Origin of the sequence: Massilia sp. PWRC2, from assembly GCF_049896725.1 — a bacterium.
Taxonomy (GTDB): domain Bacteria; phylum Pseudomonadota; class Gammaproteobacteria; order Burkholderiales; family Burkholderiaceae_D; genus JAFCUW01.
The window spans coordinates 122,006-137,220 of sequence record NZ_JAFCUW010000004.1 but is presented as its reverse complement, the minus strand read 5'-3'; the positions used below and the strand labels follow the sequence as shown (position 1 = coordinate 137,220).

Annotated in this window: 12 protein-coding genes and 2 tRNA genes; 2 read left to right on the top strand and 12 right to left on the bottom strand. The window is 60.8% G+C overall.

The features are described from left to right. The first annotated feature begins 220 nt into the window (after window positions 1–220). The gene (locus ACP7BZ_RS10115; RefSeq protein WP_426112649.1) at window positions 221–1,111 is read left to right on the top strand and encodes a hypothetical protein; all 891 of its coding nucleotides are present in this window, start codon (window positions 221–223) and stop codon (window positions 1,109–1,111) included. Between the two features lie 868 nt (window positions 1,112–1,979). Then, window positions 1,980–2,642: a recombinase family protein gene (locus tag ACP7BZ_RS10110; RefSeq protein ID WP_426112647.1), complete on the top strand. Its 663-nt coding sequence runs from the start codon at window positions 1,980–1,982 to the stop codon at window positions 2,640–2,642. On the opposite strand, the gene glpK is transcribed toward ACP7BZ_RS10110, so the two are convergent. The 12 genes from glpK to lon form a co-directional block, all read right to left on the bottom strand. Next, window positions 2,626–4,146, bottom strand: coding sequence for a glycerol kinase GlpK (gene glpK / locus ACP7BZ_RS10105; RefSeq protein WP_426112645.1), 1,521 nt, complete (start codon window positions 4,144–4,146; stop codon window positions 2,626–2,628). The two genes, ACP7BZ_RS10110 and glpK, sit on opposite strands and share 17 nt — an antisense overlap. A 232-nt stretch (window positions 4,147–4,378) precedes the next feature. Next, window positions 4,379–4,618 (bottom strand): hypothetical protein, encoded by a 240-nt coding sequence (locus ACP7BZ_RS10100; RefSeq protein ID WP_426112643.1) that lies wholly within the window; start codon window positions 4,616–4,618, stop codon window positions 4,379–4,381. A gap of 217 nt (window positions 4,619–4,835) precedes the next feature. Beyond that, the gene (locus ACP7BZ_RS10095; RefSeq protein WP_426112641.1) at window positions 4,836–5,627 is read right to left on the bottom strand and encodes a 3-hydroxybutyrate dehydrogenase; all 792 of its coding nucleotides are present in this window, start codon (window positions 5,625–5,627) and stop codon (window positions 4,836–4,838) included. Next, the gene (locus ACP7BZ_RS10090) at window positions 5,624–6,931 is read right to left on the bottom strand and encodes a patatin-like phospholipase family protein (protein WP_426112639.1); all 1,308 of its coding nucleotides are present in this window, start codon (window positions 6,929–6,931) and stop codon (window positions 5,624–5,626) included. The genes ACP7BZ_RS10095 and ACP7BZ_RS10090 overlap by 4 nt, the downstream gene beginning before the upstream one ends. A gap of 186 nt (window positions 6,932–7,117) precedes the next feature. Continuing rightward, window positions 7,118–7,705, bottom strand: coding sequence for a manganese efflux pump MntP (gene mntP, locus ACP7BZ_RS10085; protein ID WP_426112637.1), 588 nt, complete (start codon window positions 7,703–7,705; stop codon window positions 7,118–7,120). Between the two features lie 86 nt (window positions 7,706–7,791). Then, window positions 7,792–8,979: a nicotinate phosphoribosyltransferase gene (gene pncB, locus ACP7BZ_RS10080; protein WP_426112635.1), complete on the bottom strand. Its 1,188-nt coding sequence runs from the start codon at window positions 8,977–8,979 to the stop codon at window positions 7,792–7,794. Between the two features lie 175 nt (window positions 8,980–9,154). After that, window positions 9,155–9,655, bottom strand: coding sequence for a pyridoxamine 5'-phosphate oxidase family protein (locus tag ACP7BZ_RS10075; protein WP_426112633.1), 501 nt, complete (start codon window positions 9,653–9,655; stop codon window positions 9,155–9,157). Between the two features lie 167 nt (window positions 9,656–9,822). Next, window positions 9,823–11,718, bottom strand: a complete 1,896-nt coding sequence (locus ACP7BZ_RS10070) for a SurA N-terminal domain-containing protein (protein ID WP_426112631.1) — start codon at window positions 11,716–11,718, stop codon at window positions 9,823–9,825. Window positions 11,719–11,814: 96 nt separating this feature from the next. Further along, a tRNA-Asp gene (locus tag ACP7BZ_RS10065) sits at window positions 11,815–11,891 on the bottom strand. A 69-nt stretch (window positions 11,892–11,960) separates the two neighbouring features. After that, window positions 11,961–12,037: transfer RNA gene (locus ACP7BZ_RS10060), tRNA-Asp, on the bottom strand. Between the two features lie 73 nt (window positions 12,038–12,110). Further along, window positions 12,111–12,383 (bottom strand): HU family DNA-binding protein, encoded by a 273-nt coding sequence (locus ACP7BZ_RS10055; RefSeq protein ID WP_426112629.1) that lies wholly within the window; start codon window positions 12,381–12,383, stop codon window positions 12,111–12,113. 232 nt (window positions 12,384–12,615) lie between these two features. After that, a complete protein-coding gene (gene lon / locus ACP7BZ_RS10050; protein WP_426112627.1) occupies window positions 12,616–15,021 on the bottom strand; it encodes an endopeptidase La in 2,406 nt (801 codons plus the stop codon). Between the last annotated feature and the right edge of the window lie 194 nt (window positions 15,022–15,215).

Sequence of the window (15,215 nt, the reverse complement as noted above, 5' to 3'; positions counted from 1 at the left end):
AGCGCGATGCCACGGGCACGCGGCAAGACGCTCGCGCTGGTCTGGCATCCTGCCACGGCTGGCCGTGATGCAGGGCAGGGGGGCAGCGTACGCTGTCGCACTGGCAATCCATCCTCCCCCCAAAAAATATAGCAACATGGGCGGAATCAGGGACTTAAATATTGCATATAATATAAGTCTGCGATCATGATGCCCAAGCACGCTACAAGGACACACCCACATGCCTGACCACGAGCAAGATGTGCAAACCATCCTGACGGCGGCAATTCCGGGGTGCGCAACGCACTTGGGCAACCTGGTCAACAGGTTTGTCGACCATGCCAGCAAGACCCCACCAGCAAGCGAGCAACCGACCGACAAGCCTCGTGGACTCGGCCTTGACGTACTGGCGATCCTCGATGCCCGCAGGGTGCTGGCACTTGAAGTGAAGAAGGTGACGCATCACGTGCCACGCCTGGGCAAGGTCGAAGACGCGCAAATTGCGTTCTTGCAGCGCCTTGAACAGCATGCATTGTTCGATAGCTATATGGTGTTCGATCGCTTGCCGGACCTGCGGTTTTTAGCGTTGCAATCCCATGTCGCACGTAATCTCGCGCAGTTGGGTGGCATCGCCGCCGTACGGCCTGACTCTGCCAGCATCGCAATAAAGGGAATTGGCCAGTTCATCGGGCAACAGGCCAGTGGCTTGACCATGTTGGATGTAATCACGCGAATCGTGTTCGAAGCGCCCGAAGTCGATCCGAGCATACAGGGGCTGGTCGACGTGCTTGTCCAACATGTCCCGGAAATCAATAACTGCATTTTGTGGTTCTTTGGGGATGGCTATGTGGAGAAACTGACCCTGGCCGAAGTTCGCCAGGCCTTGGACGATCTCGCAAAGGTCGACCAGGCAACAGGAACAACCCTGATCGCCGCGCATGAGGCGCTACGCCGCCTGCGCAATACAAAGCCTGCGGCAAGTAGCAAAGCAATTCAAGATGCACAGAACAATTACAACAAGGCCAGGACCGCTTATCTTGATGCGGTGCGGGCGGCCGTGGTCACTGACGACCATGACGACGAACATGCAGCAGAAATCGAAGTCGGAGACCGGCCCAAGCGGCGCGTGTAGACACGCTTCGATTACAAGAACTTGTCGTTGGCAGGACTGGGCTTGCCGAAAACGACAGCACCTTCCGACTTCGTATAATTTATATTATGTCAAATGCGGTAGATCGCTGTTGCGCTGCTGCCACCTGTCGTGCGGCGTCTCGTAAGCAGCCTCAACGGCGGCTGCTCTGCCTGGCGTCCTCGCTAACCGGTGCGCAGATTCCCACCAATGTACTGCGCGAAGCGCTTGCTGTCAGCACGCGCAGGCCCACGCCCGCCTCTATGAATTTTGCATCGCGCTGGCGTGCTTTCCCCGCTGGCTTTGCCTTCGCCCTGCGAATGCCACCAAAGCGGCGCCGCTGCCGATACCGCAATTTCACCGCTGCCATATGCGGCCCGCTGCCGTTCACTGAGCAAAGTCGTCGACGTGACGCGCCCCCGCCATGCATCTGCGTTGCAACTGAGCGCGCTTTCGCTTGGTGCTCATTGGCGCCCGCGCCTGTGTGACCGAATGGCATGTCTGCGGGGTTTGCCGGTAGCGCGCCGGCATGGCGCGCTGCCATGCGCGGATTGACCACGTTGAACCTGCCGCATTGCTCCGCTGTGTCCGCAGTGCTGCGCAGCCCGTCATACATCTTGCCGCGCAGCGTACGTGACGCGCATCGACAACGCCAGCCCGCAGTGCGATGAAGCGCGCTGGCCCGCGCCATCACCCAGAAATGGACCTTTTTCGCACGCCATTTGGTCTATGCAAGCGCCCTTCCCCCTTCATCCCTGCTTCAGCGCCCTGCTTCGTCTTTCTTGAGCGGAAAATTAGCAAGCACGGGCGTTGTATGCAACCGCTAAATGCTCATATAATCAGTGCATATATTACGACTTCAAGGACCCGCATGAAATTTGCCATCGCTTACCTGCGCGTCTCCACCAGCGAACAAGGCCGCTCGGGCCTGGGGCTGGCGGCGCAGCGCAAGGCCATCAGCGACTTTGCCGCTGCCGAGGGATTTGAACTGGGCGACGTCATCAGCGAAGTCGCCAGCGGCAAGCTGGGCATGGATGAGCGGCCCGGCCTGCGCCGCGCGCTGGCCCAGGCCGCCAAGCAGCGTTGCCCGGTGATCGTGGCCAAGCTCGACCGTCTCAGCCGCGACGTCGCCTTTATCTCCGGCTTGATGGCAGCCGGCACGCCATTCATCGTCGCCGAGCTGGGAATAGACACCGATCCCTTTATTTTGCACCTGTTCGCCGCACTGTCGGAAAAGGAGCGCAAGCTGATCGCTGCGCGCACCAAGTCGGCGCTGGCCGACCTGAAGGCCCAGGGTGTCCAGTTGGGCAATCGCACCAATCTGCCGCAGGCGCAGGCGCTGGGCCAGGCGCGCAATGCGGAAAAGGCGTTGGCGTTTGCCGCTGCCATCTTGCCGGAAATACGCCGCCTGCAGGCGCAGGCCATGACGATGGCGCAGATCGCCGAGGAGCTCAACCGGCGTGGCGTCAAGACGGCACTCGGACGCACCTGGCACCAGTCGACCGTCTCGCGCCTGCTCAAGACGGCGAACTGACGGCGCCGCCCTCGTTCCACAGGCGCGAACGGTCGACCGCGCGTTGCCAGTTGTGCAGCCGGCCTTGTCGTTCGTCGGCGCCCATGCGCGGCTCGAAACGGCGCGCCACCTGCCACTGGCTGGCGATTTCTTCCTGCGATGCCCAAAAGCCCACCGCCAGCCCGGCCAGATATGCGGCGCCCAGCGCGGTGGTTTCCGTCACCACCGGTCGCACCACGGCGACGTTAAGTATGTCAGCCTGAAACTGCATCATCAAGTCGTTGCGGCTGCCGCCGCCGTCGACGCGCAACTCGGCCAGTGCGATATCGGCATCGTCCTGCATCGCGCGCAGCACATCGACATTCTGGTAGGCCACCCCTTCCAGCGCGGCGCGGGCGATGTGGGCGCGGTTGGTGCCGCGCGTAATGCCGACCAGGGTACCGCGCGCGTGCGGGTCCCAGTATGGCGCGCCGAGCCCGGCAAATGCCGGCACGAACATCACGCCGCCCGTGTCGGGCACGCTGTTGGCGAGCGTCTCCACTTGCGCCGCATGGCTGATGATGCCGAGGCCATCGCGCATCCACTGGACCGCAGCGCCGGCGACAAAGGCGCTGCCTTCGAGCAGATAGCTGGTGCTGGTGGCAGTGTCCGCAGCGGTGCTCCAGCCTACCGTGCTGAGCAGGCGATTACGCGAAACGATCGGCGCGCTGCCGACGTTCATCAATATGAAGCAGCCGGTGCCATAGGTATTTTTCGCCATGCCGGGGCGCAGGCAAGCCTGGCCAAAGGTGGCCGCCTGCTGGTCGCCAGCGATACCGGCAATCGGCAACCGCCGGCCCAGCAGTTCTGCATGGCTATGGGCCGCGATCGCGCTACTGGGGACCACGGTGGGCAACAGCGACGGTGGAATATTGAACAATTCCAGCAGCGCGGGATCCCAGCGCAGTGCCGTGATATCAAACAGCATGGTACGGGCGGCGTTGCTGGTGTCGGTGACATGGGCACCACTGAACTTGTAGGTCAGCCAGCAATCGATGGTGCCGAAGGCCAGTTCGCCGCGCTCGGCGCGGGCGCGGGCGCCGGCGATGTTGTCGAGCAGCCAAACCAGTTTGGTGGCAGAAAAATAGGCATCGACCACCAGCCCGGTGCTGTGCTGGATTTGCGCACCGTGGCCCTGCTCGAGCAGGCGTTCGCACAGGCCGCTGTTGCGCCGGTCTTGCCAGACAATCGCGTTGGCCAGCGGCTCGCCGCTGGCGCGGTCCCACAGCACCGTCGTTTCGCGCTGGTTGGCAATGCCGATGGCGGCGATCTCGGCCGGATCGATGGCATGCTCACGCAGCAGCTGGCGCGCCACCGCCAGCTGCGCCGTCCAAATGTCATTGGCGTCGTGTTCGACCCAGCCCGGTTGCGGATAGATCTGCCGCAATTCCTGCTGGGCGCAGGCATGGGGCCGGCCGTGACGGTCGAACAGGATGGCACGCGAACTGGTGGTGCCCTGGTCGAGGGCCAGTATGTACTTGCTCATGGTCGTTTTCCGAGTGGCTGGAGAGGGATGCGAAAGTGCTGGCGCACGCGGACGTGCAGCCCCTGGGAGTATAGCGGCGCGCTGGCCTTGCAAGGGCGCGGCCTTGCCGATCGGGGAAAATTCTGCTGGTAAACGGTGCTGTCAGTGCTGTCGGTGCTGTCGGTGCTGTCAGTGCTTCAAACCAGTCGCGCGCCGGTTCAATGGAAACCGGCGCGCGCTCGATCGCGCCGCCCTAATCGGGCTTGCGTTGCGCACGCAGCGATGTTCCCAGCGCTTGCAAGGCGGCGTTGAAAGCCTGTAAGGACAAGGCTGCGGTTTCAGTCGCAATATAATGGGTTCGTCCTGCGCCATGCGAGGTGTGCTTCTCGAGCGCATCCAACACGGTATCGGCCGGGTCGAGGAATACAAGGTCGGCGGCCGCACACTCAAAGAAAGGCCTTAACCATGGCAAATGCGTCGAGGACATCGTCATGACATCGATCGCTGGATGTGCACGACGCACGCCGGCAATTCAGTGTCCTGCTTCGAGGGCGCATCGCAGGTATGCGCGAACAGCACCCCGACCCCGAACAATAGCGCAGGCCGTGCCCTCCGAAAAGCATCAGCTGGCAGGGCCACTTACGTCTATATGCGATCCAAATACGATGTATGGTGCGAATACGGGCGATCAGGCAAAAAGGAGGCCAGCCTTATTGCATGAACCAGCCATGGCTGACCACGATTGACTGCCCGGTCAAGGCATTGCTGGGAAAGCTGGCCAGAAACAAGGCGGTCTGGGCAACATCGTCGACGGTGGTGAATTCGCCATCGACCGTGTCTTTCAGCATGACCTTGCTGACCACCTCGTCTTCGCTGATGCCAAGCGCGAGCGCCTGCTCGGGAATCTGCTTGTCCACCAGCGGCGTGCGCACAAAACCGGGGCAGATGACATTCGCGCGCACCCCGTGCTTGGCGCCCTCCTTCGCCACCACTTTGCACAAACCGACCAGGCCATGCTTGGCTGCGACATACGGTGCTTTGAGGACGGACGCTTCTTTCGAATGGACCGAGCCCATGTAAATGATGGTGCCGCCGCGCTGCTGGGCATACATCAGCTTCAGGCAGGCGCGGGTGGTCAGAAAAGCGCCGTCGAGGTGAATCGCCAGCATTTTTTTCCAGTCTGAAAATGCATAGCTGTCGAGCGGGCCGACGATCTGGATGCCGGCGTTGGAAATGAGAATATCGACCCCGCCAAACTGGCTGGCCACCTCGGCGATGCCCGCTTCGACGGCGGCTTCATCGGTCACATCCATCTGCAGCGCCATCGCCCGCGCGCCACTGGCATCGAGCTGCAAGGCGGTGGCGCTGGCCGCCGTCAGGTCGAGGTCGGCGATTACTACCCTGGCGCCGTGGGCAACATAGAGCTGGGCGATATCCTTACCGATGCCACTGGCCGCGCCGGTGATGACAGCGACTTTATCCATCAGCGTTGGGGTCGTCATGAGGTGCTCTCCTTGAGTGGGGATCTGGGGGCGGCGCTGTCAGCCATCGAGACGGCTGGCGGGTGCCGGCGACTGAGAAAATCGTAGACCGCCGGACTCTTTTCCTGCGGCGGCAGTTGCAATACTTCGGGGTGGTCCAGGGTCTTGTCGGCGTCGGCATAGCCGGCACGCCAGTGGTCGAGCATGGTGCGGCGGGAAAATTCGTAATCCTTCGACTGCGCTTCGTAGGTTGGTGAGTGATAGACCAGCTGGATGATGTTATAAAGCGCCTGGTCGTATTCCCTGGCCAGCAGGCGCGCCTGCGGCGTCGCCGCCAGTTCCGGCGGCATGTTGGCGAGCAGCTCGTTGAAGGCCACCCGATATTTTTCGCTGTTCCTGAAATGGTCGGTGGCGGCCCGCGTACGGCTTGAATACTGCACTTCCTTCATGCGCACGGCCACCGTGGCCAGGTCGGTAGGCAGGCTGCCGTCTGCACTCCACAGGTCGACCTGCCACACCAGCGTATCCAGCCCCGAACGCCCCGACAGTACCCAGTCAAGCGGGGTGTTCGATACCAGGCCGCCGTCCCAATAATATTCGCCGGCAATTTCAACGGCGGCAAAGGCCGGCGGCAAGGCACCGCTGGCCATCACGTGCTCGGGACCGATGGTGTCGACAGCATTGTCGAAATAGGCAAAATTGGCAGTACGCACATTGACAGCTCCCACCGAAAAGCGCATCTCTTTGGCATTAATGCGGTCAAAGTCCACCAGCCGCTCGAGCGTGGCGCGCAGCGGCGTGGTGTCGTAATAGCTGGGGGTGCTATTGCGCACCCACGGCAAATACGGCGGCGGCACACGCGGCTCGAAAAAGCCCGGTACGCCGTTGGCGACAACAGTAGCGGCATGCCACTGGTTGATGAAGGCACGGGTGTCGTCGGTGACGGCAAACTGCGACCAAAAGTCGTCAATGCCGAAGCCGTCGGTGGGGCTGACCTGTTCCCAGAACTGGCGCAACTTGTCGACCCGGTCGGCGGCGCGGTTGCCAGCGATGAGGGCGCAGTTGATGGCGCCGATGGAGATGCCGGCCACCCAGGTCGGCTCGATGCCCGCTTCGAGCAGGCGCTCATAGACGCCGGCCTGGTAGGCGCCGAGGGCGCCACCGCCCTGCAGCAACAAGGCAATGCTGCCAAACGGCGTGGCGCACGGTCGCGCTATTTCGGGGCTCGCTTTGCCCGCTAGCGTGGGCGGACGCTGCGCTGGGCTGGCGGCGGCAGGTGCGGCGGATGCGGCGGATGCGGCAGACGTGGTCGGGGACAAGCGCATGGACACTCCGTACAGGTAATCAAACGATGCTCACGACGATATCGGGCAAGACAATTGTTAACGTACACGTGATCGTACAAGCAGTCGACTAGACGCCTGCACACTTAGATCGCACTGAAGTACACCGATGGCGCCATGCGAGCCGGCGCCACCCATAGATCTTTGACCGCATGGCCGGGCAAACGTTCAGGCCAGCGGCACGGCTGCCGCGTGCGGCCCGATGTGTTCATACAGAATCAGCGAGCCGATGGCGATCAGCACCAGACCGCCCGCCATTTCGGCACGCTTGCCAGCGATGGCGCCCAGCGCACGTCCCACCATGACGCCGATGGTGACCATCACGAAGGTGGAAAAGCCGATAGCGGCGGCGGTAAGGGCGATATCGGCACCCAGGAAAGCCAGGCTGGCGCCCACCGCCATGGCATCGATGCTGGTGGCAAACCCCGTCACTGCCAGCGCTGCGAACGAATGCGATGCGGGTTTATCAGCTTCTTCCTCGTCAGCCTGCAAGCCGGCATACACCATGCGCGCGCCCAGTACCGCCAGCAAGGTGAAGGCAATCCAGTGATCCCACGCCTCGACGTAGGGGGCGGCGACGTGGCCCATGGCCCAGCCAATGAGCGGGGTGATGCCTTCGATGACACCAAAGATCAGGCCGGTGCGCAAGGCTTCCTTCCACTGCGGTTTTTGCAGGGCAGCTCCCTTGCCGACGGCAGCGGCAAAGGCGTCGGTGGACATGGCGAGAGCGAGAGCGACGGTGGCGGCAACATTCATAAACGGCTTTCAGGCAAGGTGGGCAGGGTGTGAGCAGCAGGGTGCGGCATTGTAACCGAGCCTGTCACTGATTTCGCGTCAGCAGCTCACGGATACGGCCGTCCAAACACTTGTGCCAGGTAAGCGAGAAAGGTGGCATCGAGCGACATCATCTTGCCCGGTGAATCGGACAGTTTGGCCACCGGCTGACCATTGCTGGAGACCAGCTTCATGACGATGTTCAGCGGCGTCAGGCCGGTGTCGTTGGTCAGATTGGTGCCGATGCCAAAGCCGGTCTGGGTACGGCCGGCGAAATGGCGGTAGAGCGCGAAGGCCCTGGACAGATCGAGGCCGTCCGAATACACCAGGCGCTTGGTCTGCGGGTCGATGCGCAACCGGGCGTAATGGGCCAGCGCCTTTTCGCCCCACTCGTAGGGATCGCCCGAATCGTGGCGCAGGCCATCGAACAGCTTGGCAAAATACAGGTCGAAGTCGCGCAGGAAAGCGTCCATGCCGACCGTGTCGGTGAGCGCGGTGCCGAGGTCGCCGCGGTATTCCTGCACCCAGTCTTCCAGCGCGGCCGACTGAAAATCGCGCAAGCGCACGGCGAAAGACTGGAACGCTTGCATGTATTCGTGTGCCATGGTGCCAATGGGCACCAGGTCGTAGCGCTTGGCCAGCCATACATTCGAGGTGCCCTTGAAGTGACGGGGCGCCTGGCGCGCCAGGGTGGCCACCACCTCTTCATGCCAGGCGCCGGAAAAGCGCCGGCGCACGCCGAAATCGAAAAACTCGAAGGGGTTGCGCTGCTGCGGCTGGGCACCGAACTGGTCGAGCAGCACGATCTTGGCGGCCAGCCGGCCACGCGCCTCAGCGAGCGCGCTGGCCTGGTCGAAGCGGCGAAAATACAGCTCATTGACGATGTACAGAACGAAAATTTCGAAACCCATCACGTGGACGATGGGCCCGCGCGCCAGGATGCGCAGGTGCGCGCCCTCGCGCGTGACCGTGATGAATTTGCGCTGAAAACGGAACACCGTCAGGAAGTCGGCGAAGTCGCTTTTAATGAAGCGCAGGCCGCGCAGGTAGGCCACCTCGTCTTCCAGAAAATGGAGTGTGCACAGGTGGTCGAGTTCGGCGTCCAGCGCTGCCTGCAATTCGGCCAGCGGATAGGCTGGCTCGTTACGACAGACAAACGCGTATTCGGCCTGGGTGGCGGGATGGCGGTGCAGCAGCGCCTGCCACATGGTGAATTTGTAGAGGTCGGTTTCAAGCAGGCTGCGGACGATGGGCATGGTAGGGTCGGTGAAAGTGTCAAGGGGCTGCAGTGCGGCGTTGTGCGCCGCCGACTGCTGCGCACGCACATGCACAGCTTACCTTGAGATTGCCGCAAAAGCATGGCCGCGTTGATCGGGAAAATCGACTTGCACGCCGCTGGCGGCGGCATGGCGCCGCCGCTGCTGTAGTTACTTACAGCTTGATATGGCCGTGATCGGCAGGATCGAGGGCCGGACGCGAACCGGTGATGACGGCCTTGGCCATTTCGACCATGCGGGTCAGCTTGTTTTCCTTGCTGTCCCAGTACTGCACGGTGCTCGATGCGACCTTGACCAGCACCACATGGGGATCATCTTTTCCATTCGGGAACCAAGCGGCCACCATCGGATTCCATAGCGCATCGATGCGCGCGCGTTCGACCACGCGTTCGGCCACACCGCTGATCGACACGTACAGGGCGTCTTCCGGTTCGGCGAAGCTGACATTGACGTTGGGGCTGGTGCCGATGTTGTGCCACAGCTCGGTGCTGCTGGAAGTAAAGAACCAGAGGGCGCCGTCGGCGTCGACTTCCTGGTTGGTCATCGGCTGGCTGATCAGGTGGCCATGCTGGTCGGTGGTGGTGAACATGGCGAAACGCACCGATTTGATTTTGTCGGTCAGTTCGGCAACCTGGCTGGTATGGTCATTGGACATGGGCTTCCTTCACGTGGGTTAAATTCGATTGGTGGACCGAGTTTGTCAGCGCGCGATGGTGCCGTCTGTGCGGAGACGAACCAAGTGTCTTTCCCTGACAGCCAGTGAGCGCCGCAAATATAAAAAAGCCAGGCGAACCTGGCTTTCAAGAGTCGGCTGTGGCCGGTTTAGTTGGTTGCCAACGTCGCTGTTGGCAGCGCGTGGGTCAGCTTGACCTTCGATTTTTGCTTCAAGCCATCGATGAAATGGTACAGGTCCTGCGCGCCAACGGCGCCATTGATCTGTTCCATTTCCGCCTTGCGGCGTGCCGGATCGGGCGCGGCGCCCTGCGCCACCTTGCCGATGCGATAGACGCCATAACCCTGGCCTGGCACCTCGACACCGACATACGCCGGCAGCTTGCTGACATCGGCCCGCAGCACTTCAATCGCCGCCGCCATCGCAATGCTCGGCTGCTTGTTGCGGCTGACCATATTGGCGCTGCCGAAACCACTGGCATCGTCGCGCGCCTTGACCGCAGCGAGCTTCGCTTCGCCCGCCTTGCGCGCCATGCTGGCCGCTTCTTCCATCGTCACCCGTTGACGGATGACGGCATCGACTTCCGCCAGCGGCCGCTTGGACGCGGGCTTGAACGCGATCACGCGACCGGCGATCAGGGTATTCGGACCAGCCTGCACTGGCTCGGTGTTGCGCTTGTTCTTGATGGCATCGTCAGAGAACAGGGCGGCGAGGAATTTTGCGTTGGCAAATGGCGCCTGCGCCAGCGCTGGCGATGGCGTGCGGGTCAACCCATCGATGGTTTCGACCTTCAGCTTGAGCTTGTCAGCCGCAGGCTTGAGGCTTTCTGCCTGCTCGTACAGGGTATTGGTAAACACTTCGGCCAGTTCCGAGTACTTCTTCGACAGCTTTTGCTTTTTCAGTTCGGCAACGATGTCAGCCTTGGCTTCATCGAAGGACTTGATGGCGGCCGGCTTGAGAGCGCTCAGGGTCAAGATATGCACACCGTATTCATCGCTGACCAGGTCGCTGATCTCGCCCTGCTTGAGCTTGTAGAGCGCCGCTTCGACAGGCTTGCTGAAGGTGTCCTTGGCAACCACGCCCAAATCGCCGCCCAGCTCGGCCGAACCGACGTCTTCCGATTTGGCTTTGGCGATGCTGGCAAACTGCGCCGGCGCCTTGCGCACTTCGGCCAGGATGGCTTGCGCTTTCGCCTGGGCAGTGGCGCGCTCGGCCGCAGTGGCGGTGGGCGCCACTTTCACCAGGATGTGGCTGGCGGTGCGCTGCTCGGCGGTACCGAAGCGGCTGCTGTTGGCCTTGTAGAAGGCTTCGACTTCGGCATCGCTGACGGCGACCTGGCTGTCGAGCGATGCGGGGTCGAACACCACGTATTCTGCCTTGACGCTCGCTGGCACCTCGAACAGCTTGGTGTTCTTGTCGTAGAAGGCCTTGACCATGGCGTCCGTCACCTTGACCTGGGCCAGGTACTGGGCCGCCGGGAACAGCAGTTCCTGCACTTCGCGTTCCTGCTCGCTCATGTCCGACAGGCGGCTGGCGATGGTACGGGGGGCGAACGCACTGGCCTGGATGGCGCTGTTGAGCTGCTGCTCGGCGAGGTCACGGCGCACGCGGGCATCGAGCCCGGCGGTAGTGAGCCCCAGGCGGGCGGCAGCGGCCTGGTATTCCTGCACATTGCCCTGGAACGCTTCGCTATAAAACGCCGCCAGCACCGGGTCGGTCACCGTCAGGTGGCTGCGAGCGATTTCGGCAGTGATCACCCGTTCATTGATCAAGCTGTCGAGAATGGCCTGGCGCGCTTCGGGGGTATCGAGCACCTTCTGGTCGAACTTGTCGCCCATCGCCTGGCGATAGCGTTCAATCTGCGAGCGCTGCGCATTGTCCCACTGCTGCTGGGTGATTTTCTGGCCGTCGACCGTGGCCACCGTGTTGGCATCGCTGCCCTTGTCGGTATAGCTCGACACCCCCACGAGCACAAAGGAAGGAACGATCAGGATCAGCAAAATGCCGTACATCCAGCGCTGGTGATTGCGAATAAATTCAAACATGGTCAACCAATTCTTGTCGAGAATGCGATTAAAAATTCAGAGTACGAGTATGGACGAAAAAAAGGCGAACCAAGGTTCGCCTTTCTTCTTTTATGCTGGCGGAGCGGACGGGACTCGAACCCGCGACCCCCGACGTGACAGGCCGGTATTCTAACCAACTGAACTACCACTCCTTGGTGCTGCTGCTGTTCCTGCTGTTCGTATTTTCAACTTCAAATTCGACGCCTGCGCGATCTGAATTATGGCGGAGCGGACGGGACTCGAACCCGCGACCTCCGACGTGACAGGCCGGCATTCTAACCAACTGAACTACCACTCCGAAAAATACTCTGTGTTGCCCAACCGGGTGTCAAGCCGGTTCGCTTTAACGATTGTCACCTCGCTAAAGGCAATTAGTTTACTGCATCTTTAAGCGCTTTGCCAGCTTTAAATTTGGGGACTTTCGCCGCCTTGATCGTCAATGCTTCATTGGTGCGCGGATTGCGGCCGGTGCGGGCGGCACGCTCGCCCACACTGAAGGTACCAAAGCCGACCAGGGTGACGCTGCCATTGTCTTTCAGACTGCTGGTCACCGCTGCCATCATGGCGTCGAGTGCGCGCGTGGCCGAGGCCTTGGTGATATCCGCCGATTTGGCGATTTCTTCAATTAACTCTGTCTTGTTCACTCGAGGTCCGATCCGGTGGCGACGGCGCGCCAATCGCCCCATCATCGCTTGGCGCTTTTGCGCCGCAGAATATTATCCGCAGCGCGTATTAAACAAGCCGCCCTCCCCCGCTGTCAAGGGCGGCTTGTCGAAACGGCCATTTTGAGCGGGGCAGATCACACTGAAGACCGAAAAAAACAGGCGCCATTTGCATGGCGCCTGTCGGTTTGTGATCGGCCTCACGGCTGTCGTTTTAGTGCTTGACTACCTCAGCCTGCCCATCGGCCGCCGTGGCTGCAGCGACCGCCACTGGCGGCGCTTCGACGATCGGTTGCGGTGGCCGCTCGAGGGCAATTTCCAGCACCTTGTCAATCCAGCGCACGGGAATGATCTCGAGCTTGTTCTTGACAGTGTCCGGGATCTCGGCGAGGTCCTTGACGTTCTGCTCAGGAATCAAGACGGTCTTGATGCCACCGCGCTGGGCTGCCAGCAGTTTTTCCTTCAAGCCGCCAATCGGCAGCACTTCGCCGCGCAGGGTGATTTCACCGGTCATGGCGACATCCGCACGCACCGGAATGCCGGTAAATACGGACACCATCGCAGTTGTCATGGCAATACCGGCGGACGGACCGTCTTTCGGCGTTGCCCCTTCCGGCACGTGAATGTGGATATCCGATTTCTCGAACACTTCATTCTTGATGCCAACCCGGTTCGCCCGCGAGCGCACCACCGTGCGGGCCGCCTGTATCGATTCCTTCATGACGTCACCCAAGGTGCCGGTGCTCACCACCACGCCCTTGCCAGGCATCTGCACCGCTTCAATCGTCAGCAAGTCGCCACCGACTTCGGTCCACGCCAGTCCGACCACCTGGCCGACCTGATTTTCCTTTTCGGCGACACCGAAATCATAGCGCCGCACGCCGAGGAATTTGTCGAGGTTCTTGTCGCTGACAGCGACCTTCTTGTCCGACTTTTTCAGCAACAGCATCTTGACCACCTTGCGGCAGATTTTCGATACTTCGCGCTCGAGCGAACGCACGCCCGCTTCGCGGGTGTAGTACCGGATGATATCGCGCAGCGCCGATTCAGCGATGGTGATTTCATCTTCGCGCAAACCGTTTGCCTTGATTTGTTTCGGCAAGAGGTAACGCTGGGCGATGCTGGTCTTTTCATCTTCCGTGTAACCGGACAGGCGAATGACTTCCATGCGGTCGAGCAGCGCCGGCGGAATATTGTAGGAGTTCGAGGTCGCCACAAACATCACATCCGACAGATCGAAATCGACTTCGATGTAGTGGTCCGAGAAGGTGTGGTTCTGTTCCGGGTCCAGCACCTCGAGCAGGGCTGACGACGGGTCGCCGCGGAAATCGGCGCCCATCTTGTCGATCTCGTCGAGCAGGAACAGCGGATTGCGCACGCCCACCTTGGCCAGCGATTGCAACACCTTGCCTGGCATCGAACCGATGTAGGTACGACGGTGCCCGCGGATTTCGGCTTCGTCACGCACACCACCCAAAGCCATGCGCACGAACTTGCGGTTGGTGGCACGGGCGATCGATTGCCCCAGCGAAGTCTTACCCACGCCTGGCGGGCCGACGAAGCACAGGATCGGTGCCTTGAGCTTGTCGACGCGCTGTTGCACTGCCAAATACTCAAGGATGCGTTCTTTTACCTTGTCGAGCCCGTAGTGGTCGCCTTCGAGCACTTTCTCGGCATTGACCAGGTCATTGTTGACCTTCGATTTTTTCTTCCACGGCAAGTTGACCAGGGTGTCGATGTAATTGCGCACCACGGTCGCTTCGGCCGACATGGGCGACATCAATTTCAGTTTTTTCAGTTCGGCAGTGGCCTTGTCGAGCGCCTCTTTCGGCATCTTGGCGGCGATGACTTTCTTTTCCAGCTCGTCGATGTCGGCGCCGTCCTCGCCCTCGCCCAGTTCTTTCTGGATGGCCTTGACCTGCTCGTTGAGGTAGTACTCGCGCTGCGACTTTTCCATCTGCCGCTTGACGCGGCCGCGGATGCGTTTTTCTACCTGCAAAATGTCGAGCTCGCCTTCGAGCTGGCCGAGCAAGTGCTCAAGGCGTTTGGCGACGTTGAAAATCTCTAGGATCACTTGCTTCTGCTCGAGCTTGAGCGGCAGATGCGCAGCGACGGTGTCGGCCAGGCGGCCGGCGTCGTCGATGCCAGCGAGCGAAGCGAGGATTTCGGGAGGAATCTTTTTATTCAGTTTGACGTATTGATCGAACTGCTGAACGATGGCACGGCGCATCGCTTCGACTTCGGAATCGTCGCCCACTTCCGAGGTGATCGGGGTCAGCTCGGCGATGAAATGCGAAGGCGCATCGCTGATATGATTGATGCGGGCACGCTGGGCCCCTTCGACCAGCACCTTGACGGTACCGTCGGGCAGTTTCAACATTTGTAAAATATTGGCGACACAACCGATCTCATAGATATCGGAGGCCGATGGCTCATCCTTGGCGGCAGCCTTTTGGGCGGCGAGCATGATGCTCTTGCCCTGCTCCATGGCCGCTTCAAGCGCCTTGATGGATTTGGGACGACCAACGAACAAGGGTATTACCATATGAGGAAAGACGACCACGTCGCGTAACGGCAACAAGGGCAGCGTCGTTTGCTCGGTTAATTTAGGAGTTGTCATGGCATACCTTATAGAAAGCGTGATTACGATGTTGGCGCTCGCTGCACAAAAACAAGGCCGGATTGCAAAAATATTTTCGGCGCGGTAATTAAAAACCGCCCCCGTAACGCACACCGCCCGGTCTCGCAGAGATTACAAACGTGAATGCAAAAAAATCACTTCAACACCGAAATGCAAAAAGCCACTCCACGGAG